17 protein-coding genes are annotated in these 19,855 nt (G+C 70.4%); 12 read left to right on the forward strand and 5 right to left on the reverse strand.

Annotation, left to right across the window (positions count from 1 at the left end; genetic code table 11):
• Positions 1-119 precede the first annotated feature (119 nt).
• A complete protein-coding gene (locus tag A4X16_RS11375) occupies positions 120-1,160 on the forward strand; it encodes an alanine racemase (protein WP_067120692.1) in 1,041 nt (346 codons plus the stop codon).
• Between the two features lie 71 nt (positions 1,161-1,231).
• On the opposite strand, the gene A4X16_RS11380 is transcribed toward A4X16_RS11375, so the two are convergent.
• Positions 1,232-1,444, reverse strand: coding sequence for a DUF7455 domain-containing protein (locus A4X16_RS11380; protein WP_042540282.1), 213 nt, complete (start codon positions 1,442-1,444; stop codon positions 1,232-1,234).
• Between the two features lie 182 nt (positions 1,445-1,626).
• Here A4X16_RS11380 and A4X16_RS11385 point away from each other — a divergent pair, with 182 nt between their 5' ends.
• Positions 1,627-3,708 carry a DNA gyrase/topoisomerase IV subunit B gene (locus tag A4X16_RS11385; RefSeq protein ID WP_082914428.1) on the forward strand — a complete coding sequence of 694 codons (2,082 nt, stop codon included), beginning with the start codon at positions 1,627-1,629 and terminating at the stop codon, positions 3,706-3,708.
• A 3-nt stretch (positions 3,709-3,711) separates the two neighbouring features.
• Here A4X16_RS11385 and A4X16_RS11390 read toward each other — a convergent pair whose 3' ends face one another.
• Complete coding sequence (locus A4X16_RS11390) at positions 3,712-4,929, reverse strand: glycosyltransferase (RefSeq protein ID WP_067120631.1); 1,218 nt, start codon at positions 4,927-4,929, stop codon at positions 3,712-3,714.
• A 32-nt stretch (positions 4,930-4,961) separates the two neighbouring features.
• On the opposite strand from A4X16_RS11390, the gene A4X16_RS11395 reads away from it, so the two are divergent.
• From A4X16_RS11395 to A4X16_RS11410, 4 genes are read left to right on the forward strand one after another with little or no spacing between them, the layout of a single operon-like run.
• Positions 4,962-5,951, forward strand: coding sequence for an NAD-dependent epimerase/dehydratase family protein (locus tag A4X16_RS11395; RefSeq protein WP_067120633.1), 990 nt, complete (start codon positions 4,962-4,964; stop codon positions 5,949-5,951).
• The gene (locus A4X16_RS11400; protein ID WP_067120635.1) at positions 5,948-6,745 is read left to right on the forward strand and encodes an MBL fold metallo-hydrolase; all 798 of its coding nucleotides are present in this window, start codon (positions 5,948-5,950) and stop codon (positions 6,743-6,745) included. The genes A4X16_RS11395 and A4X16_RS11400 overlap by 4 nt, the downstream gene beginning before the upstream one ends.
• Before the next feature lie 14 nt (positions 6,746-6,759).
• A complete protein-coding gene (locus A4X16_RS11405; RefSeq protein ID WP_197491825.1) occupies positions 6,760-8,037 on the forward strand; it encodes a F390 synthetase-related protein in 1,278 nt (425 codons plus the stop codon).
• Complete coding sequence (locus A4X16_RS11410) at positions 8,031-8,966, forward strand: 3-oxoacyl-ACP synthase III family protein (RefSeq protein WP_082914430.1); 936 nt, start codon at positions 8,031-8,033, stop codon at positions 8,964-8,966. Before A4X16_RS11405 ends, A4X16_RS11410 begins: the two co-directional genes overlap by 7 nt.
• Before the next feature lie 149 nt (positions 8,967-9,115).
• On the opposite strand, the gene A4X16_RS11415 is transcribed toward A4X16_RS11410, so the two are convergent.
• Positions 9,116-11,557, reverse strand: a complete 2,442-nt coding sequence (locus A4X16_RS11415; RefSeq protein WP_067120642.1) for a DNA gyrase/topoisomerase IV subunit A — start codon at positions 11,555-11,557, stop codon at positions 9,116-9,118.
• Between the two features lie 44 nt (positions 11,558-11,601).
• Here A4X16_RS11415 and A4X16_RS11420 point away from each other — a divergent pair, with 44 nt between their 5' ends.
• Positions 11,602-12,723: an alkaline phosphatase family protein gene (locus A4X16_RS11420; RefSeq protein ID WP_067120644.1), complete on the forward strand. Its 1,122-nt coding sequence runs from the start codon at positions 11,602-11,604 to the stop codon at positions 12,721-12,723.
• 73 nt (positions 12,724-12,796) lie between these two features.
• Here the strand turns inward: A4X16_RS11420 and sepH are convergent, their stop codons facing one another.
• Positions 12,797-13,852 carry a septation protein SepH gene (gene sepH / locus A4X16_RS11425; protein WP_067120646.1) on the reverse strand — a complete coding sequence of 352 codons (1,056 nt, stop codon included), beginning with the start codon at positions 13,850-13,852 and terminating at the stop codon, positions 12,797-12,799.
• 196 nt (positions 13,853-14,048) lie between these two features.
• On the opposite strand from sepH, the gene A4X16_RS11430 reads away from it, so the two are divergent.
• Positions 14,049-14,342 (forward strand): DUF4193 domain-containing protein, encoded by a 294-nt coding sequence (locus A4X16_RS11430; protein ID WP_050720878.1) that lies wholly within the window; start codon positions 14,049-14,051, stop codon positions 14,340-14,342.
• Between the two features lie 79 nt (positions 14,343-14,421).
• Here A4X16_RS11430 and A4X16_RS11435 read toward each other — a convergent pair whose 3' ends face one another.
• Positions 14,422-14,889 (reverse strand): DUF3093 domain-containing protein, encoded by a 468-nt coding sequence (locus A4X16_RS11435; RefSeq protein WP_067120647.1) that lies wholly within the window; start codon positions 14,887-14,889, stop codon positions 14,422-14,424.
• A 12-nt stretch (positions 14,890-14,901) separates the two neighbouring features.
• Between A4X16_RS11435 and dut the strand changes: the two genes are divergently transcribed.
• The 4 genes from dut (at position 14,902) to A4X16_RS11455 (ending at position 19,749) form a co-directional block, all read left to right on the forward strand.
• Positions 14,902-15,393 (forward strand): dUTP diphosphatase, encoded by a 492-nt coding sequence (gene dut, locus A4X16_RS11440; RefSeq protein ID WP_197491826.1) that lies wholly within the window; start codon positions 14,902-14,904, stop codon positions 15,391-15,393.
• On the forward strand, positions 15,386-15,973 hold the full coding sequence (locus A4X16_RS11445) for a DUF3710 domain-containing protein (protein ID WP_067120652.1): 588 nt from the start codon (positions 15,386-15,388) through the stop codon (positions 15,971-15,973). Before dut ends, A4X16_RS11445 begins: the two co-directional genes overlap by 8 nt.
• Positions 15,974-16,071: 98 nt before the next feature.
• The gene (locus A4X16_RS11450; RefSeq protein WP_157560144.1) at positions 16,072-16,758 is read left to right on the forward strand and encodes a DUF3159 domain-containing protein; all 687 of its coding nucleotides are present in this window, start codon (positions 16,072-16,074) and stop codon (positions 16,756-16,758) included.
• Between the two features lie 153 nt (positions 16,759-16,911).
• Complete coding sequence (locus tag A4X16_RS11455) at positions 16,912-19,749, forward strand: aconitate hydratase (RefSeq protein ID WP_067120656.1); 2,838 nt, start codon at positions 16,912-16,914, stop codon at positions 19,747-19,749.
• Positions 19,750-19,855 lie beyond the last annotated feature (106 nt).

Consider the following 19,855-nt stretch of genomic DNA (forward strand, 5'->3'; position numbering starts at 1 on the left):
CCCGTGACGGCCGCCCACCCCGCGGGGGCGGGCCTCGCGGGGTGGGCGGCCGTCACGGGTCTGACGATCGGGGAGCTGATCGCCGTCGCGGGATCGCACGCCGAACGGGGGTGGGAGGCGTGAGTCGTCCCGAGCTGCGCATCTCGTCGCAGCGCCTCTCCTGGAACATCGCCGCGGTGCGCGATCGCGTGGCCCCGTCCGAGCTCATGATGGTGCTGAAGGACGACGCGTACGGGCACGGCCTCCGCTGGGCGGTCGAGACGGCCGTCGCCGCGGGCGTGGGCTGGTTCGGCTCGTACGACGTCCGCAGCGGCGTCGAGACCCGCCGGATCCTCGGCGCCCACGGACGCGTCTTCGCCTGGGTCACCTCGACGCACGACGAGATCGACGACGCCCTGCGCGCCGGCGTCGACCTCGGGGTGGGCTCGATCGAGTACCTCGCGCGGATCATCGCCCGGGCGCGGGAGCTCGGCGCTCCTGCCCGGATCCACCTCAAGATCGACACGGGCCTCCACCGGAACGGCCTGCGGCCCGAGGAGTGGACGGGAGCCGTCGCCACCGTGCGAGCGGCGGAGGCCGAGGGCGTGCTCGATCTCGTCGGGATCTGGAGCCACCTCGCCGAGGCCAGCGACGCCGAGGACGACGACGCGCATCGCGCATTCCTCGATGCGGTGCGCCTGGCCGCGGAAACCGGACCGACCCCCGAGGCGCTGCACCTGACCGCATCCGCGGCGTCCTGGTGGCGGCCCGAGCTGCGCGGCTCGGTCTCGCGCATCGGAGCGTTCTGCTACGGCATCCGTTCGGCGGACGGACCCGAGCTGGAGGGCGTCGCGCCCGTGGCATCCCTCGTCGCGTCGGTGACGGCGGTGCGTGATGACGAGGCCGTGATCGCCCTCGGCTCGTTCGACGGGATCCCGTCGACGCTCGCCGGCGCGACCGTGGGCACGCCGGGCGGAGCCCGCGCGCTGCTCCGCATCGACGAGACGACCTCTGTCGTCGCCGCATGGCCGGGCGCGGCGGAGGGCGACGAGGTGTGGATCTTCGGCGGCGGCGAGCACGGGGAGTCCAGTGCGACCACCCTGGCCGAGCGCATCGACACCGTCGGCGAGGAGATCCTCACGAGGCTCACCGGACGCGTGCGCCGCGTGGTCGTCGACTGACGTCGGTCCCGGATACAGAAGGAGCCCGTCGGATCGACGGGCTCCGAGGACGGCTGGCGGAGCCGTGCGACTCAGTCGATGAGACGTGCCGTCTCGTCGTGCCAGCTCGTGGCGATGCTGCGGAGCTTCTCCTCGTACTTGCGTCCGTGGTGGGCGCAGAAGAGCAGCTCGGAGCCGTTGACCTCGGCCGCGATGTAGGCCTGAGCGCCACACGAATCACAGCGATCCATGGCGGTCAGGCGGAACTCGACGGCGGAGGTCTCACGTTCGGTCGTTGCGTTCATCTCGGTGCCTCCTTGAGTGTCGGGTTCGCTGGTTGGGCGTGTTCAATACAACCACGCTGCGGCTGTGGGGATGCCCGGCTTGCGGCGTGTTTCGCTCAGCGCGTACACTCCCGCGGCCGGCTCGCCCGCTGCGGGGAGTGTCTGCGGAGCGCACGGCGGTACCGCGAATAGACTCGGAGATTGTGACCGCCGAGTATTCCGCCCATCATCTCCAGGTGCTCGAGGGCCTCGAGGCCGTCCGCAAGCGTCCCGGTATGTACATCGGCTCGAACGGATCGCCCGGCCTGATGCACTGCCTCTGGGAGATCATCGACAACGCCGTCGACGAAGCGGTCGCCGGCAACGGGTCGAAGATCGACACGATCCTGCACGCGGACGGCAGCGTCGAGGTGCACGACCGCGGCCGCGGCATCCCCGTCGACGTCGAGCCCCGGACGGGACTCACAGGCGTGGAGGTGGTGTTCACCAAGCTGCACGCCGGCGGCAAGTTCGGCGGCGGCTCGTACGCGGCATCCGGCGGTCTCCACGGTGTCGGCGCCTCGGTCGTCAACGCGCTGTCCGAACGTCTCGACGTGGAGGTGGATCGCGGCGGCAAGACCTACGCGATGTCCTTCCACCGCGGTGAGCCCGGGCTCTTCGCCGACTCGGGCGAGAAGCGCCCGGATGCGCCCTTCACGCCGTTCCAGGACAAGAGCGAGCTGCGGATCGTGGGCAAGGCGCCGCGGGGAGCGAGCGGAACCCGGATCCGGTACTGGGCGGACCGACAGATCTTCACGAAGGACGCGGCGTTCCAGCTCGGCGAGCTCGAGACGCGTGCCCGTCAGACCGCGTTCCTCGTCCCCGGCCTCGAGATCGTCGTCCGCGACGAGCGCGGGGAGGAGACGAACGAGACCTCGTACCACTACCAGGGCGGGATCTCCGAGTTCGTCGAGTACCTCGCGACCGATGCCCCGGTGACCGACACGTGGCGGATCCAGGGCGAGGGCACCTTCCGTGAGACCGTCCCCGTGCTGCAGGCCGACGGGCACATGGTCGCGACCGAGGTCGAGCGCGTGTGCGCCGTCGACATCGCCATGCGGTGGGGCACGGGCTATGACACGGTCACCCGATCGTTCGTGAACATCATCTCGACGCCCAAGGGCGGAACGCATCAGCAGGGGTTCGAGCAGGAGCTGCTGAAGGCGCTGCGGGCGCAGGTCGACCAGAACGCCCGTCGCCTCAAGGTCGGGGCGAACGACAAGCTGGAGAAGGACGACGTCCTCGCCGGGCTCACCGCCGTGCTGACCGTCAACGTCCCCGAGCCGCAGTTCGAGGGACAGACCAAGGAGGTCCTGGGCACGCCGGCGGTGCGCCAGATCGTCGCGCAGGTCCTGCGCAAGGACCTCGCTGCCCGGTTCGCCTCGACCAAGCGCGATGACAAGAGCCAGGCGACGCAGCTCCTCGACAAGGTCGTCGCCGAGATGAAGGCACGCGTATCGGCGCGCGCCCACAAGGAGACGCAGCGTCGCAAGAACGCCCTCGAGTCGTCGACCCTGCCGACCAAGCTCGTCGACTGCCGGACCAACGACGTCGAGCGCAGCGAGCTGTTCATCGTCGAGGGCGACTCGGCGCTCGGCACCGCCAAGAACGCGCGCAACAGCGAGTTCCAGGCGCTGCTCCCCATCCGCGGCAAGATCCTCAACGTCCAGAAGGCGTCGGTCGGGGACATGCTCTCGAACGCGGAGTGCGCGTCGATCATCCAGGTGATCGGCGCGGGGTCGGGACGCAGCTTCGATATCGACGCGGCGCGCTACGGCAAGGTGATCCTGATGAGCGACGCCGATGTGGACGGCGCGCACATCCGCACCCTCCTGCTCACTCTCTTCTACCGCTACATGCGGCCGCTCATCGAGCACGGTCGCGTCTTCGCCGCGGTGCCGCCGCTGCACCGGATCATCGTCATGAACCCCGGATCCAAGCCGAACGAGACGATCTACACCTACAGCGAGCAGGAGATGCACGCTCTGCTGGCGAAGCTGCGCAAGGCGGGCAAGCGCTGGCACGAGCCGATCCAGCGGTACAAGGGACTCGGTGAGATGGATGCCGAGCAGCTGGCCACGACGACGATGGAGCGCGGCGGCCGTCTGCTCCGCCGCGTGCGCATGGAGGACGCGGAGGCGGCGGGTCGGGTGTTCGAGCTGCTGATGGGCAACGAGGTGGCGCCGCGTCGCGAGTTCATCATCGATTCGTCGGGACGGCTGTCCCGTGAGTCGATCGATGCCTGAGCATCACCGCACGGCGGCGATCGCGGCGCGGTAGACGTCGAGCAGCTCGTCGCGGTGGGTCGTCTGCGCGATCCGGCGGCGATGCCGGATCGCCGTCTCGCTCATCCGCGCGACCTCGTCGGGTGCGTCTCGGAGCGCGGCGAGCGCCGCGGAGAGCCCCTCGGCGTCGGGAGACGCCGTCACGATGCCGGCGCCGGGCGGGAGCATCTCGGCGAGATCCGGGTCGCAGACGATCACCGGGAGCCCGGCCGCGAGGGCCTCGAGGACGACCATCGGCTGATTGTCGAAGTCCAGAGAGCTCGAGACGAGGACGTGGGCGTCGGACATGCCCTCGAGGACACGGGACTGGGGCACGGCTCCGTGCACCCGGATGCGGCCCGCCGCCGTGGCGCCCACCCGTCGCAGCACGCGGCGACGGGACACCCCGTCGCCGAACATGTCGGCCTCGACCCCCGGCGTCCGGCCGATCGCGTCCACGAACACCTCGGGCCGCTTCTCGGGCGACAGCCGGCCGCACCACACCGCACGCAGCGGTCGGTCGGGCGCGGGATGCCGTGCCGCCGGGTGTCCGATGCGCTCGAGCACCGTGTCCTCCAGCCCGTTCGAGATCACGGTCAGCGGGACGCGCACGCCCTGGGCCCGGAGCTTGGCGGCGAAATGGGCGGACGGCACGATCACCTGCGAGGCGTGGTTCGCCTGGCTCACCATCAGACGCCACATCCGCCGAGCCTGCCTGGTCGACGCGTACGGCGCCGTGAGATCGAGGGATGCGCGGTCGTGGCTCATCCGCTGCCGATGCAGTCGGGCGAGCAGCGCGGTCGTCACGGAGGGGAGCGGCAACACCGAGCGCGTGTAGACGTCGATGCGCCCGTGCATGGTCTGGACCACGGGGATGCCGAGTGCGCGCGCAGCCTCGAAGCCGGCGAGCGCCGCGAACATCTCGGTGTGGACGTGCACGACATCGACGGCGATCTCGCGGAGCCGGTCGGTCAGCGCCGCCGCCGCGGCGGCCGGCGACCAGGTGAAGGGGTACCCGTCTGGAGCGAATCCGCGAGCGGTCGGCAGCCGGACGATGGCCGGATCGGCGCTCGGAGCGGCGAGCGGCGCGAAGACGTGCACATCGTGGCCCTCGCGCTCGAGCGCCTCCCGGTGGGCTTTGATGACGGTCTGCACGCCGCCGAGCGTGGGCAGATAGTAGTCGGTGACCATGGCGATGCGCACCCGACCACAATAGGGCGGCTAGGGTGAGGACCATGTCCGGAGCCCGCGTTCTCGTGACGGGGGCGAGCGGCTTCCTCGGCGGATACGTGGTCCGCGATCTGCGGCGTCACGGTGTCGAGGTGTTCGCCGCGGGCCGCGACGGCGCCGCCCTCGATCGCGTGGTCGACGGGGAGCATCGGATCGTCGGCGACCTCCGGTCCCTCGCCGCTCTCGATCTCCCTGTCGACGCTGTCGTCCACTGCGCCGCGCTGTCGACACCGTGGGGGCGCTGGAGCGCGTTCCGGGAGGCGAACGTGGAGGGGACGGGGCACGTCGTGACGTTCGCGCGACGCAATCACGTGCGACGGGTCGTGCACGTGTCCTCTCCGAGCGTCTATGCCGGCGCCCGCGATCGCCTCGGCATCCGTGAAGACGATGTTGACCCCGGCAATCGGCTGAACGGCTACATCCGCTCGAAGATCGCCGCGGAGGCCCTGGTCCGTGCGGCTCTCCGGTCCGGCGAGCTCCCCGAGGCGGTCATCATCCGACCGCGCGGTCTCATCGGTGTCGGCGACCCCAGCCTCGTGCCGCGTCTCCTCGACGTGCACGATCGGATCGGCATCCCGCTGGCCGACGGCGGCGCGACGATGATCGACGTGACGGCCGTCGAGAACGTCGCCGTCGCGCTGCGCCTCGCGCTGTCATCCGGCGACCCGGCGGGCGGCACCTACAACATCACCAACGGCGACCCGCGGTCCTTCCGGGACCTGCTGGGAGCCCTGCTCGGGATGATGGGCCGTGCGCCCCGGTTCCGGCCCCTTCCACGGCGCACGGCGTGGGCGCTCGCCTCCGTCATGGAGGGCGTGTGCTCCGTGCTGCCAGGACGCCCGGAGCCGCCGTTGACCCGGTACACGCTCAGCACGATCGCGTACTCGCAGACCCTCGACATCTCGCGGGCGGAGGCGGAGCTGGGCTACCGTCCCGAGGTCGCGCTCGACGATGCGCTGGCGCGGGTCGCAGACCATCTGCGGAGCACCGCATGAGCGCGCGGCTCCGCCACTACGCGTGCGGCCGCACCTCGCACGACCTCGGCCGGATGTTCCGCGACGGGCCCCGGGAGGTGCGCGAGTTCCCGTCCGGCGTGTTCCTGTACGACGCCTCCGACGAGCGGCGGGTGCTGTTCGACACGGGCTATGCGACCGGGGATTGGCGCACGGGCTGGCGCGGAGCGGCGTACCGGCGGCTCCTCCCGCCTCAGGTCGCCGACACGGACGACGTCGCCGCGCGACTGCTCGCCGACGGCGTCCGTCCGGACTCCATCACCCACGTCGTCCTGTCGCACCTCCACCCCGATCACGTCGGGGGCGTCCGTCGGTTCCCGTCGGCGACGTTCGTGCTCAGCGCCGGCCACGTGCGCACCCTCGCCGCACCTCGTCTGCGCAGCGGTGTCCTCCCCGGCCTCCTGCCCGACTGGTTCGACACGGCGAGGCGCGTCGAGCTCGGCGACGCCGACTTCGTGTCGGCCGGTCATTGGGGGGTGCGCCTGCGCAGCCACGATCTGTTCGGCGACGGCTCGTATCTCGTGCTCGACCTGCCGGGCCACGCCGACGGGCATCTCGGCGCGCTGGTGCACGGACGCGTCCTCCTCGCGGGCGACGCCGCGTGGGGCAGCGACCTCCTCGACGAGGCGACCCGGCTGCGTCGCCTGCCGCGAATGGTCCAGCACGACGCCGACCGCTACGCCGCGACCGCGCAGGTGCTCCGTGCTGCCGGGGATCACGGCGTCCGCGTGGTGTGCAGCCACGATCCGGTCACTGCGACGGAGCTGCTGCGCTGATGGGCAGGATACGAGTGCTCAGGGAGTTCGCCGCCGTCCGCTGGGCGCGGCCCCTGCGATCGCGGCGCGCGGTCGAGCGGCGTCAGCGGCGCCTCCTGCGCCGGCATCTCGCCTTCCTGCGGCGGCGCTCCCCGTATTTCGGCGCGCTGCTCGCACGGCATCCGTTCCCTGAGCTGCCCCTCCTCGACAAGCGCGCGATGATGGCGTCCTTCGATGAGATCTCCACGGTCGGGGTGCGACGGGACGAGGCTCTCGCCCTCGCGCTCGCGAACGAGAGGTCTCGGGATTTCCACGAGGACCTGGGGTCGGACTCCGTCGGACTCTCCAGCGGCACCAGCGGGCATCGAGGGCTCTTCGTGGTGAGCGCCGCCGAGCGCGACGCCTGGGTCGGCACGGTGCTCGCCCGGACCCTGCCGCGCCGGCGTCTCCTCGGGCATCGGATCGCGCTCTTCCTCCGCGCCGACAACACCCTGTACGAGTCGGTCGGTTCGCGGGCGGTGTCGTTCCGGTACTTCGACCTCTACGGAGATCTGGACGCGAACATCACGGCGCTGCAGAGCTACCGCCCCACCATCCTCGTCGCGCCTCCCTCGGTGCTGCGGCTGATCGCCGGAGCCGCCGACTCCGGACGCTTCGACGCCCTCCCGCAGAAGGTGTACTCGGTGGCCGAGGTGCTCGAGCTCGCCGACGAGGAGCGAATCCGCGTATCGCTCGACCAGCGGGTCATCCACCAGCTGTATCAGTGCACCGAGGGGTTCCTCGCGCACACGTGCGAGCGGGGAGTCATCCACCTCAACGAGGATTCGGTCCTGGTCGAGCGCGAGATGCTCGACGACGGGAGATTCACCCCGATCGTCACGGATCTGCGCCGACGCGCGCAGCCGATCGTCCGCTACCGTCTCGGCGACGTGCTGCGGCTGCGCGACGATCCCTGCCCGTGCGGCAGCGCTCTGACCGCGATCAGCCGCATCGAGGGCCGCCAGGGCGACACGCTGTGGCTTCCGGGAGGCGACGGCGGCCGCATCCCGGTCTTCGCGGACGTCGTGACACGCGCACTGCTGCACGCGCAGGGGTTCGACGAGTTCCGGATCAGGCAGACCGGCGCGTCGCAGCTCGAGATCGCACTGGACACGCTCGATGATCGGTCACGTCGTCTCGTCGCCGACGAGATCGGCGCGCTCTGCGCTCGACTGGGGTGCGCGATGCCGGAGCTGACCTTCGTCGGCTACGACCGCGACGATCGGGTGAAGCTGCGCCGCGTCGTGCGGGAATGGGGGGATCCGTCATGGTGAGGAACTGCGAGATCGTCGGATGGGGCACGAGCCTGCCGACGCGCACCGTGCGCTTCGGCGACGAGGTGCGCCATCGCATCGAGGACGACGTGACGCACCTCGACATGCTCGTCGAGGCGTCCCGGCGCGCGCTCGACCGGGCCGGGATCGACGCGGAGGAGATCGACCTCGTCCTGGGTGCGTTGGCGGCCGGGGTGCAGCCGATCCCGTGCACGGCCGCGCTCGTGCTGGAGCAGCTGTCGCTGAGCGGCCGGGCAGCCGCCTTCGACGTGAACTCGACCTGCACGAGCTTCATCACGGCCCTCGACGTCGCGTCCCGATTCCTCGATGTCGGCGACCGTCGCACGGTGCTCATCGTGTCGGGGGACGTCGGCTCGCGGTTCCTCAACCCGGAGCAGCGGGAGAGCTTCGAGCTGTTCAGCGATGCCGGAGCGGCGGTGGTGCTGCGACGCGCGGAGGATCGGGGGCGCGGTGTGATCGCGAGCGCCCAGCGCACGTGGCCGGCGTACGCGCACGACACGGAGATCCGCGGCGGGCTGTCGCGATCCCCGGCTCAGGCCTATGACGAGGCGGATGCCGCGGACTACCTGTTCGACATGGACGGGCGTCGGGCGCTGCTGGGCATGATGCGCGTGCTGCCGGCGTTCTTCGAGGAGTTCCATGCGACGAGCGGCGTCGCGCACGACGACGTCGCGCTGTGGGTGCCGCACCAGGCATCGGCCGCGCTGGGCCCGATGCTCGACCGCCTGGGCATCCCGGCCGAGCGCCGCATCGACGAGGTCGCCGCCTTCGGCAACATGGTGTCGGCATCCGTGCCGTTCATGCTCGCCCGGGCGCTCGATGAGAAGAGGGTCGCGCGCGGAGACACGGTGATCCTGTGCGGGACCGCCGCCGGACTGACCGCGAACATCCTCGCCCTCCGTCTCTGAGTCGGAGGCCGCTGACAGGATGGGGCCATGATCGCGATCAGCGCCTCCGGAACGTGGCGGCGGTCGTGGATCTCGCCGCGCTCGCGCCCCGCGCGCGGAGCTCGGGGCGGACGCGGGGCGGGCGCCGGGGTGACCGGCGCCGCCCCGCATCACACGAGAGTGCGGCCGATGCTGCCGATGACGCCGTCGATCTGCTGACCGGACGCGTCGCGGCGCGCCAGGCCCTCGGGCAGCTTGCGCACAGCCCCGGTGGGATCGACCGCGAGCGCGGGGTTCGGGCCCACCCAGGCGACTGTGAGGCGGTCCTCGCCCTTCAGGAACGCGTGCGCACGGACCCCGCCGGTCGCTCGGCCCTTGGCGGGGTACTCCGCGAAGGACGACACCTTGGCGCGACCGGGGTCGGTGCCGGGGAGGACGCTGTCACCGCCGGAGACCGTCGCGACGACGGCATCCGCTCCCGCCGTCACCGCTCCGAAGAAGAGGACGGATGCCCCGTTGCCGAGCTTGATGCCGGCCATGCCGCCGGCCGGAGCGCCCTGGGGTCGGACGCTCGACGCGCCGAAGCGGAGGAGCTGGGCGTCGGTCGTGACGAAGACGAGGTCGGCGTCGTCGGGGGCATCGGTCGCGCCCACCACCGTGTCTCCCGGCTTCATCCCGATCACCTCGAGGTCGGGGCGCACCGGGAGCGCCGTCGGGACGATGCGCTTGACCGTTCCCTGAGCCGTGCCGATCGCGATGGGGGTGTCGCTGTCGAAGCGCACGAACGCCAGGATCCGTTCGCCCCGGGTCGTGATGCCCAGGTAGTCGCGCAGCGGCGTTCCGGCGGCGAGCTGCACGGACGTCGCGGGCACGGACGGCAGGTCGACGGGGGAGAACCGCAGCACGCGTCCTTCGCTCGTCAGCGCCCCGATGTCGGAGCGCACGGTCGTCCGGACGGTGGCCAGGATGGCGTCGTGCTTGCTCCGGCGCGCAGGCAGAGCGAGCTCCTGCCCCTCGCCGAGGTCCACCCGCACGGCGCGGCCGGTCGTCGAGAGCACGAGAACGGTCGGAGCGTCGGCGATCTGCAGATCCACGGCGCCCTTCGTCGCTCGGGGCTTCGGCGGTGCGGCGTTCATGAGAAGCGTGCGGCGCGGCGTGCCGTAGGCGTCCGCCGCGGCATCCAGCTCCTTCGCGACGGCGGCGCGGAGGAGGACGTCGCTCGCCAGCAGCTCGCGCAGCGCGGCGATCTCGGCGAGGAGGGCGTCGCGCTCGGACTCGAGCTCGATGCGCGAGAACTTGGTCAGGCGGCGCAGACGCAGCTCCAGGATGTACTCGGCCTGCAGCTCGCTGAGGTCGAAGACGGAGCGGAGACGGGTGCGCGCCTGCTCCGAGTCGTCGGAGGAGCGGATGACCTGGATGACCTCGTCGATGTCGAGGATCGCGATCAGCAGGCCCTCCACGAGGTGCAGTCGCTCCTCGCGACGCGCGAGGCGGTAGCGGCTGCGTCGCGTGATGACCTCGACGCGGTGGGCCACGTAGACGCTGAGCATCTCCTTGAGGCCGAGCGTGCGCGGCTGGCCGTCCACGAGCGCCACGTTGTTGATGCTGAAGGAGTCCTCCAGCGGGGTCAGTCGGTACAGCTGCTCGAGCACGGCGTTCGGATCGAAGCCCGTCTTGATCCCGATCGCCACCCGCAGCCCATGGTTGCGGTCGGTGAGGTCGGTGACGTCGCTGATGCCCTGCAGCTTCTTCGCCTGCACGGCGTCGCGGATCTTCTCGATCAGTCTCTCGGGGCCGACCATGTACGGCAGCTCGGACACGATGATGCCGGTGCGCCGGGGGCCGAGCGGCTCGACCGAGACCCGGCCGCGCACCTTCAGCGCGCCGCGGCCGTTCGTGTACGCATCCTTCACTCCGTCGAGTCCCATGAGGATGCCGCCGGAGGGGAAGTCCGGCCCCGGCACGAATTCCATGAGCTCCTCGGTGGTGGCGTCGGGGTTCTCCAGCAGATGGGTCGCCGCCGCCACCACCTCGATGAGGTTGTGCGGGGCCATGTTCGTCGCCATGCCGACGGCGATTCCGCTCGCGCCGTTGACGAGGAGGTTCGGGAAGGCGGCCGGCAGCACGGCCGGCTGCTGGAACTGGCCGTCGTAGTTCGGCACGAAGTCGACGACGTCCTCGTCGAGATTCTCCGTCAGGGCCATCGCCGGGGCGGCGAGGCGAGCCTCGGTGTACCGCGCGGCCGCCGGGCCGTCGTCGAGGGAGCCGAAGTTGCCGTGTCCGTCGACGAGCGGCACGCGCAGCGCGAAGTCCTGGGCGAGGCGGACGAGCGCGTCGTAGATCGCCGAGTCGCCGTGCGGGTGCAGCTTTCCCATCACCTCGCCGACGACGCGGGCGCTCTTGACGTGCCCGCGGTCGGGACGCAGGCCCATCTCGGCCATCTGGTAGAGGATGCGACGCTGGACGGGCTTGAGTCCGTCGCGGGCGTCGGGGAGCGCGCGGGAGTAGATGACCGAGTACGCGTACTCGAGGAACGAGCCCTGCATCTCGCTCTCGAGGTCGATGTCCTGGATTCTCTCCGGGGCGAGCTCGGGCGGCGGGGTTTTCGGCATGGGCATCCTGAGGGCGTGCGGGAGCCTGTGTCAGACTGGCTCGGATGTCCCTCATGCTACCGTCCGAGTCGTCCTCGGCCCGGAGCGTCGTCGGGGTGGCGGACGACCTGTTCGCGGCTCTGCGCGGCGAATCCCCGTCTCTCCCGCGCGCGGAGTCGGTCGTCCTCGTCGTCATCGACGGGCTCGGCGCCATCGCCCTGCGCCAGCACGCCGGTCATGCGAGGGCGCTGACGGCCGGCATGGCCAAGAAGGACGTCGCCACGTCGGTGTTCCCGTCGACGACCGCGGCCGCACTCACCAGCATCCTGACCGGCGTCTGGCCGGGAGTGCACGGGCTCGTGGGGTACCGGGTCCTGGATCCGTCACGCGACGCGCTCGTGAACCAGCTCACCGGGTGGGAGTCCGAGGGACTCGATCCGATGACCTGGCAGTCCGCCCCGACCGTCTTCGAGCGGGCTCGCGTCGAGGACCGGCGCGCGTTCGCCGTCGGCGTCGCCGCGTACGCGGGCAGCGGGTTCACGCGGGCGACGCTGCGGGGTGCGGACTTCGTGGCCGCGCAGACGCCCGCGGAACGAGTCGAGGCCGCCTACGAGCTCGCCGAGCGGCACCCCGGTTCGCTGGTCTACTGCTATCTGCCCGAGGTCGACAAGGCCGGGCATCGGCACGGCGTGGACTCGCGAGCGTGGATCGCCGCCCTCGAGGAGATCGATGCGGCGCTCGCACTGCGGGTTCCGACCGGGGTCGGCGTCGTCGTGACGTCGGACCACGGCATGGTCGACGTCCCCGCTCACCGCCAGGTCGTCCTGGAGGCGGATCACCTCCGCGGAGTGCGGCATCTGGGAGGGGAGCCGCGCATGCTGCACGCGTACGTCGAACCCGATGCCGCCGCCGACGAGATCGTCGAGCGCTGGCGGCGTGATCTCGACCGGCTCGCCGACGTCGTGACGCGGCGCGAGGCGATCGACGCCGGTCTCTTCGGCCCTGACGTCTCGGATGCCGCGTCGTCGCGCATCGGAGACGTGCTCGTCGTGTCCCGCGGGGCCGTCGCGGTGTACGACGGCACGGCCGCCGACCAGCGCAATCGCGGCATGGTCGGCCAGCATGGCGCTCTCACCGCCGAGGAGCGCCAGGTGCCGCTGCTGCGACGGGGTGCCTTCGCCCGCTGAACGTCGGGCCGTCTCGTCGGCGCTGTCCGCCGACGGAGTGTCTCACTCGACGAGCATCACTCGCCGGAGCGTCTCACTCGTCGGTGCGTGCTCCGAAGACGATCTCGTCCCACGAGGGCATGGCGTTGCGTCGCTTGCGTCGCCCGCCGCTCTCGGACGACTGCTCGGGTGCGGAAGAGGGGCGCGGCTCCTCCTCGGGCTCCGGCTCGTCCGGCTCAAAAGCCGCATCGAACAGAGCGATGGGATTCGACTCCTCCGTGCCGTCGGCATCGTCGATGTCGCTCGCGATGAGCGGAGCGGCCTCGCGCTGGCCGCGCCGACGACGCAGCGCCTCGAGCAGGTCGGCCGTCTCGGGGCTCGTCGTCGGCGAGTCGGGGGCGCGCTTGGTCGCGGCCTCCTGCACGGACGAGGGCGAGCGCTCGGGCACGGCGCGCTCGTCGGCGGGAGAGTCCGCCGGCGAGACGAGTCGGGGGCCGAACGCGCCCGAATCGAATCTGCTCTCGTCCTTGTAGGGGGACGCGGGACGCTCCGCCTCGACCGCCCGCAGACGGGGGATCAGCCCCTCGGGAAGCGACCCCTGCCGTGAGAGCTGGGTGGCGTCGGCGTTCAGCGGTGCGAGCGCACTGCGCCGCGGGTCGAAGCTCCAGCGCGCGTCGTGATCGACCTCGTTGGCCGAGAACTCCAGCTTGATGATCCAGCCGGTCTCGTCCTTCCAGCTCGCCCAGCGCTCGGCGGTGGCCTCGACCTCCGCGAGCTTGGCGCGGATGGCGGTGCCGAAGGTGGGCTGGGCGTCGGGCTCGACCTCGCTGCCGATCAGGACGGGGACCGCGAGGGCCTGTCCGATGATGTGCTCGCGCTCCGCGAGCACGGGTCCTTCGAAGCGCGAGACGTCGTCGACCGTGATGCCGAGCAGCTCGGCGACCTCCGGTGCGGTGAGCCCGGCCCGGATCTGCGCCTGGATGTCGCGAGGGCTCGCGGCGAGCCTCTGCGCGGTCGGCTCGCTCTGCCGCGTCGCACGGCGGATCTCACGGTGCAGCACGTCGTCGATGGGCAGGGCGAAGCGCTCGCCCGACTCGGTCGCGAGTACGAGGACTCCTGCCTCTGTGCCGACGATGGTGACGTTTTCCATGCGTGTGCCCCTCTGATGGGTGTGCGTTCATGGTGTCACGCAGGACGCCCCCGATCCGGGAATACCCTGGGCGTGCCGTGAGTTTGCTCTGTCGCGTCCGCCGGCATTTGCTTATTGCTCTGCGGTCGTGCAAACTATGGCCGCCGATTACCCCGACGGCGCACCACCCACTCGCATGAAAGTGGAGATTCACCACATGGCAACCGACTACGACGCTCCCCGCAAGAGTGAAGACGACTCAGAATCGATCGAAGCCCTCAAGGAGCGTGTGCCGGACAAGAACTCCGGTTCCACGGGAGACGAGGACGCGGACAACCCGTCCAGCTTCGACCTCCCCGGTGCCGACCTCTCCGACCTCGAGCTCGATGTCGTCGTGCTGCCCGCGCAGCAGGACGAGTTCACCTGCATGAGCTGCTTCCTCGTGAAGCACCGCTCGCAGCTCGACCACGAGGACGCATCCGGCCCGATCTGCAAGGAGTGCGCCGCCTGAGCGCATCCGACCGACCTACCCTCGCGCCCCGACCTTCCCGGTCCGGGGCGCGTCGTCGTCTCCGGGCGGTGACAGACGATCAGGCCCGGGCGGCGCGGATGGCGGCGGCGAGTCGATCAGGAGTCCGGGTGGAGATGGTCCAGGTGTCCACCGGATCGTCCGCGTCTGTGTTCGGCACCACGACGACACCGTCGATGCCGCCCCGGATGAGGTGCCATCCCCGCGCCGGGAGGCCGGGTCCGCGTGCCTGACGCGCATCCTCCCCGGTGAGTGCCAGCGGTTCGCCGAGGTGGCGGGCATCGATGTGCGCGCGACCCGCGTGCAGGACGCCGCCCTCGACCCGCACCACCGGCGTGACGGAGATCGCGCCGAGCACGAGCAGAGCGGACACCGCGGCGCCCACGATCAGCGCGAACGTCGTGGATCCGATGCGGACGAAGATCAGCGACACCATCGGTCCGGCCAGCGCCACCGTGACGAGCAGCCACAGGCTCGGCGAGAGCCGCTCGCGGTATCGCGGACGTGTGTCGGGAACGGTGTTCTGCATTAGCCTCGGGGGGTGACTGATTCGGTGGATGTTCCCATTATCGCCCCTGTGCTCGGCGGTGCTGCCGTCGTGCCGGGGTACGCGCACCCGGGCGACGCCGGCGCCGATCTCGTGGCCGCCGAGGCGGTGCACCTCGGACCGGGGGAGCGGGCCCTCGTCGCGACCGGGGTCCGGATCGCGCTTCCCGACGGCTACGCGGCCTTCGTCGTGCCGCGCAGCGGCCTCGCCGCGAAGCACGGCATCTCGATCGTCAACTCCCCGGGGACGGTGGACGCCGGCTACCGCGGCGAGATCAAGGTCAGCCTGATCAACACCGACATCCGAAGCGCGTACGATGTGGCCGTCGGCGATCGCATCGCACAGCTGATCATCATGCCCGTGACGCGCGCCACGTTCATCCCGGTCGACGAGCTCCCCGAGAGCATCCGCGGCGAAGGCGGCTTCGGATCGACCGGATACCAGGCAGGACTCCACCCATCTCCAGCAGGACAGGTCAATGACTGACAACAACGCGACTCCTTCGAAGTCGGCGCCCCTCAACCGGGCGACCGATGGCCCCTTCGACGACTCCGAGGCGAACCCGGTGCGTCCGTACATCGATCTCGGCGGCATCAAGATCCTGCCGCGCGAGGGGCTCAACCTGCGTCTCGAGGTCGAGGAGCAGTCCAAGCGCATCGTCGCCGTGGGCCTCGACTACGCGGATTCGTCGCTCCAGGTCCAGCCGTTCGCGGCTCCGCGGTCGGGCGGTCTCTGGGACGAGACCCGCGTCCAGCTGCGCGATCAGGTCCGCTCGCAGGGCGGTCGGGTCGAGGAGCGCGAAGGGCCGCTCGGCAAGGAGCTCCTCGCGGAGGTCCCGGCCCCGGCGAACGAGGGCTCCGAGCTCCGACTCGCGCGGTTCATCGGCATCGACGGACCGCGGTGGTTCCTGCGCGGCGTCATCGGCGGCGCGGCGACCTCGGACCTCGAGGCCGCGGCCAAGGTCGAGGATCTCTTCCGGTCGATCGTGGTCGTCCGCGGCGGCGCGCCGATGCCTCCGCGCGATCTCATCCCCCTGAAGATGCCCGCGACCCCCGGCTCGGCGTGAGCGCGGCCGGTCCAGGGGCCGAGCGCGAGCAGAGCGCATCCGGGCCCGAGCGCGAGCAGTCGGCATCCGGGTCGGAGCGCGAGCAGAGCGCCTCGGAGATGCTGGGGGCGGCCCTCGGCGGCGCCGCCCGGCGCGCCGGTCTCGACCCCTCCGAGAGCGGCGCCACGCACCGCGTCGTGTGGTCGGCGATCGGCGGCTGGCGGGGGATCCTCGAGTCGGTGCTGCCGAGCCTCGCCTTCGTGATCCTCTTCACGATCCGTCCGGAGCCGCTCATCCTCTCGCTCGGCGTGTCGGTCGGACTCGCGGCGGTCTTCACGGTCGTGCGGCTGGTCCAGAAGTCTCCGCCGTCCGCCGCGATCGGCGGCCTCGTCGCCGCTGCCGCTGCCGCCGGACTGGCGCTGTGGACGGGACGCGGAGCGGACAACTTCGTGCCGGGCCTGATCACGAACGCGGCATACGGGACGGCGATGCTGGTCTCGGCGCTGATCGGCTGGTCGCTGATCGGCCTCGCCGCCGGCTTCCTGATGGGGGAGGGCACCGCCTGGCGCGCCGACCGCCGCAAGCGACGTGCCTTCCTGTGGCTCGGGATCGCCTGGGCGGCCCTCTTCTTCGCCCGACTGGCCGTGCAGCTGCCCCTCTACCTCGCGAACGAGGTCGCCGTCCTCGGCACACTGAAGCTCATCATGGGGCTGCCGCTGTTCGCGCCCCTGATCGCGGTCACCTGGCTCGTCGTCCGGGCTCTGTACCCCCGCGAGCCGAATGCCGGAACACCGTCGCAAGCGTGATAGATTTATCTTGACATCAAGATAAATTGCAGGCTTTCGTCCTGGCGTCTCGCGGAGCAGACTGGTTAGGTCTGCCTTGCTAGCCGCAGGGGCTCGCTGGCGAGCAAGATGGAGGCGCCTGTCGCTCCCATCCGAATAGAAGGAGACGGATTCGTGTCCACGGTGAACAGCTTCGGTGCCCAGAGCACCCTGACGGTCGGCAGCACCGACTACGAGATCTTCCGCATCGACACGGTGCCCGGTTTCGACAAGCTCCCCTTCAGCCTCAAGGTCCTCCTCGAGAACCTGCTGCGCACCGAGGACGGTGCGAACGTGACGAAGGCGCAGATCGAGGCGCTGGGGTCGTGGGATGCCGCGGCCGAGCCCAACACCGAGATCCAGTTCACCCCCGCGCGCGTGGTGATGCAGGACTTCACCGGCGTTCCGTGCATCGTCGACCTCGCCACCATGCGCGAGGCCGTGACGGCGCTCGGCGGAGACGCGAACAGGATCAACCCGCTCTCGCCGGCCGAGATGGTCATCGATCACTCCGTCATCGCCGATCTCTTCGGCTCCGAGAACGCCCTCGAGCGCAACGTCGAGATCGAGTACGAGCGCAACGGCGAGCGCTACCAGTTCCTCCGCTGGGGCCAGACGGCCTTCAGCGACTTCAAGGTCGTCCCCCCGGGAACCGGCATCGTGCACCAGGTGAACATCGAGCACCTGGCGAAGGTCATCTACGACCGCTCCGTCGACGGTGTGCTCCGGGCGTATCCCGACACCTGTGTGGGCACCGACTCGCACACCACCATGGTCAACGGCCTGGGCGTGCTCGGCTGGGGCGTCGGCGGCATCGAGGCCGAGGCCGCGATGCTCGGACAGCCCGTGTCGATGCTCATCCCGCGCGTCGTCGGCTTCAAGCTCTCCGGCGAGATCCCCGCCGGCGTCACGGCGACGGACGTCGTGCTCACGATCACCGACCTGCTGCGCAAGCACGGCGTCGTCGGCAAGTTCGTCGAGTTCTACGGCGAGGGCGTCGCCTCCGTCCCGCTCGCGAACCGCGCCACCATCGGCAACATGTCGCCGGAGTTCGGCTCCACCGCGGCGATCTTCCCGATCGACGACGTCACGCTCGACTACCTGCGCCTCACCGGCCGCAGCGAGGAGGCCGTCGCGCTCGTCGAGGCCTACGCCAAGGAGCAGAAGCTCTGGCACGACCCGTCGCACGAGCCCGTCTTCAGCGAGTACCTCGAGCTCGACCTCGGCACCGTCGTGCCGTCGATCGCCGGCCCGAAGCGCCCGCAGGACCGCATCCTCCTCTCCGAGGCGAAGTCGCAGTTCGAGCAGGACATCCTCGCGTACGCGTCCGCCTCCACCTCGGACGACGTGGTCGACCTCGAGTCGAAGCACTCCTTCCCGGCATCCGACCCCGGCGCCGTCCCCGGCGAGGAGGAGCCGCGCACGACCCGTCCGGTGCACATCAACAGCGGTGCGCCGGCGAACGCCTCGAAGCCGGTTCCGGTCACGACGCCGTCGGGCGAGAAGTACATCCTCGACAACGGCGCGGTCACGCTCGCGGCGATCACCTCGTGCACCAACACGTCCAACCCGTCGGTCATGATCGCCGCCGGGCTCGTCGCCCGCAAGGCGCTCGAGAAGGGCCTGAAGCAGAAGCCGTGGGTCAAGACGACGCTCGGCCCCGGCTCCAAGGTCGTCACGGACTACTACGAGAAGTCAGGGCTCGACAAGGACCTCGAGGGCCTCGGGTTCTACACCGTCGGCTACGGCTGCACGATCTGCATCGGAAACTCCGGACCGCTCATCGAGGAGGTCTCCGAGGCGATCAACTCGCACGACCTCGCCGTGACCGCCGTCCTCTCGGGCAACCGCAACTTCGAGGGTCGCATCAGCCCCGATGTGAAGATGAACTACCTCGCCAGCCCGCCGCTGGTGATCGCGTACGCTCTTGCCGGATCGATGCACTTCGACTTCGAGAACGACGCGCTCGGCACGGGCTCCGACGGCTCCGAGGTGTTCCTCAAGGACATCTGGCCGACGCCCGACGAGGTGCAGGAGATCGTCGACTCCTCGATCTCGCGCGACCAGTTCATCAAGCAGTACGCGACCGTGTTCGACGGCGACGAGCGCTGGCGCAGCCTTCCCACCCCGGACGACGACATCTTCCAGTGGGATGAGAACTCGACGTACGTGCGCAAGGCCCCGTACTTCGACGGCATGACGATGGAGCTCACCCCGGTGCGCGACATCGAGGGCGCACGCGTCATGGCCACCCTCGGCGACTCGGTGACGACCGACCACATCTCGCCGGCCGGAAACATCAAGCCCGGCACGCCGGCCGCGCAGTACCTCACCGAGCACGGCGTCGACCGCAAGGACTTCAACTCCTTCGGCTCGCGTCGAGGCAACCACGAGGTCATGATCCGCGGCACGTTCGCCAACATCCGCCTGAAGAACCTCATGGTCTCGGCGGTCAACGACGGACAGGTCGTCGAGGGCGGCTACACGCGCGACTTCACGCAGCCCGGCGGACCGCAGTCGTACATCTACGACGCGAGCATGAACTACCAGGAGCAGGGCACCCCGCTCGTCATCTTCGGCGGCAAGGAGTACGGCTCCGGCTCGTCGCGCGACTGGGCGGCCAAGGGCACGAGCCTGCTGGGCGTCAAGGCGGTCATCACCGAGAGCTTCGAGCGCATCCACCGCTCCAACCTCATCGGCATGGGCGTCGTCCCGCTGCAGTTCCCCGCCGGCGAGAGCTGGGAGTCGCTGGGCCTCGACGGCACGGAGATCGTCTCGATCACCGGCCTGGAGGAGCTCAACGAGGGCACGACCCCCAAGACGGTGCGCGTCACCGCGACCCCGAGCGAGAACTCGCCCGAGGGCAAGCAGGTCGTGGAGTTCGACGCGGTCGTCCGCATCGACACCCCCGGTGAGGCGGACTACTACCGCAACGGCGGCATCCTGCAGTACGTGCTGCGCTCGCTGGTCTGACCAGCGCACGGAGAAGGGGCCCGGCTCTCGTAGCCGGGCCCCTTCTCGCATGTCAAGGCACCACGCATTCTCCGAGCTTTCCCGGGGTGCCGGGGTAGGATCGAAC

Source organism: Microbacterium sp. H83, from assembly GCF_001650405.1.
Lineage (GTDB): Bacteria > Actinomycetota > Actinomycetes > Actinomycetales > Microbacteriaceae > Microbacterium.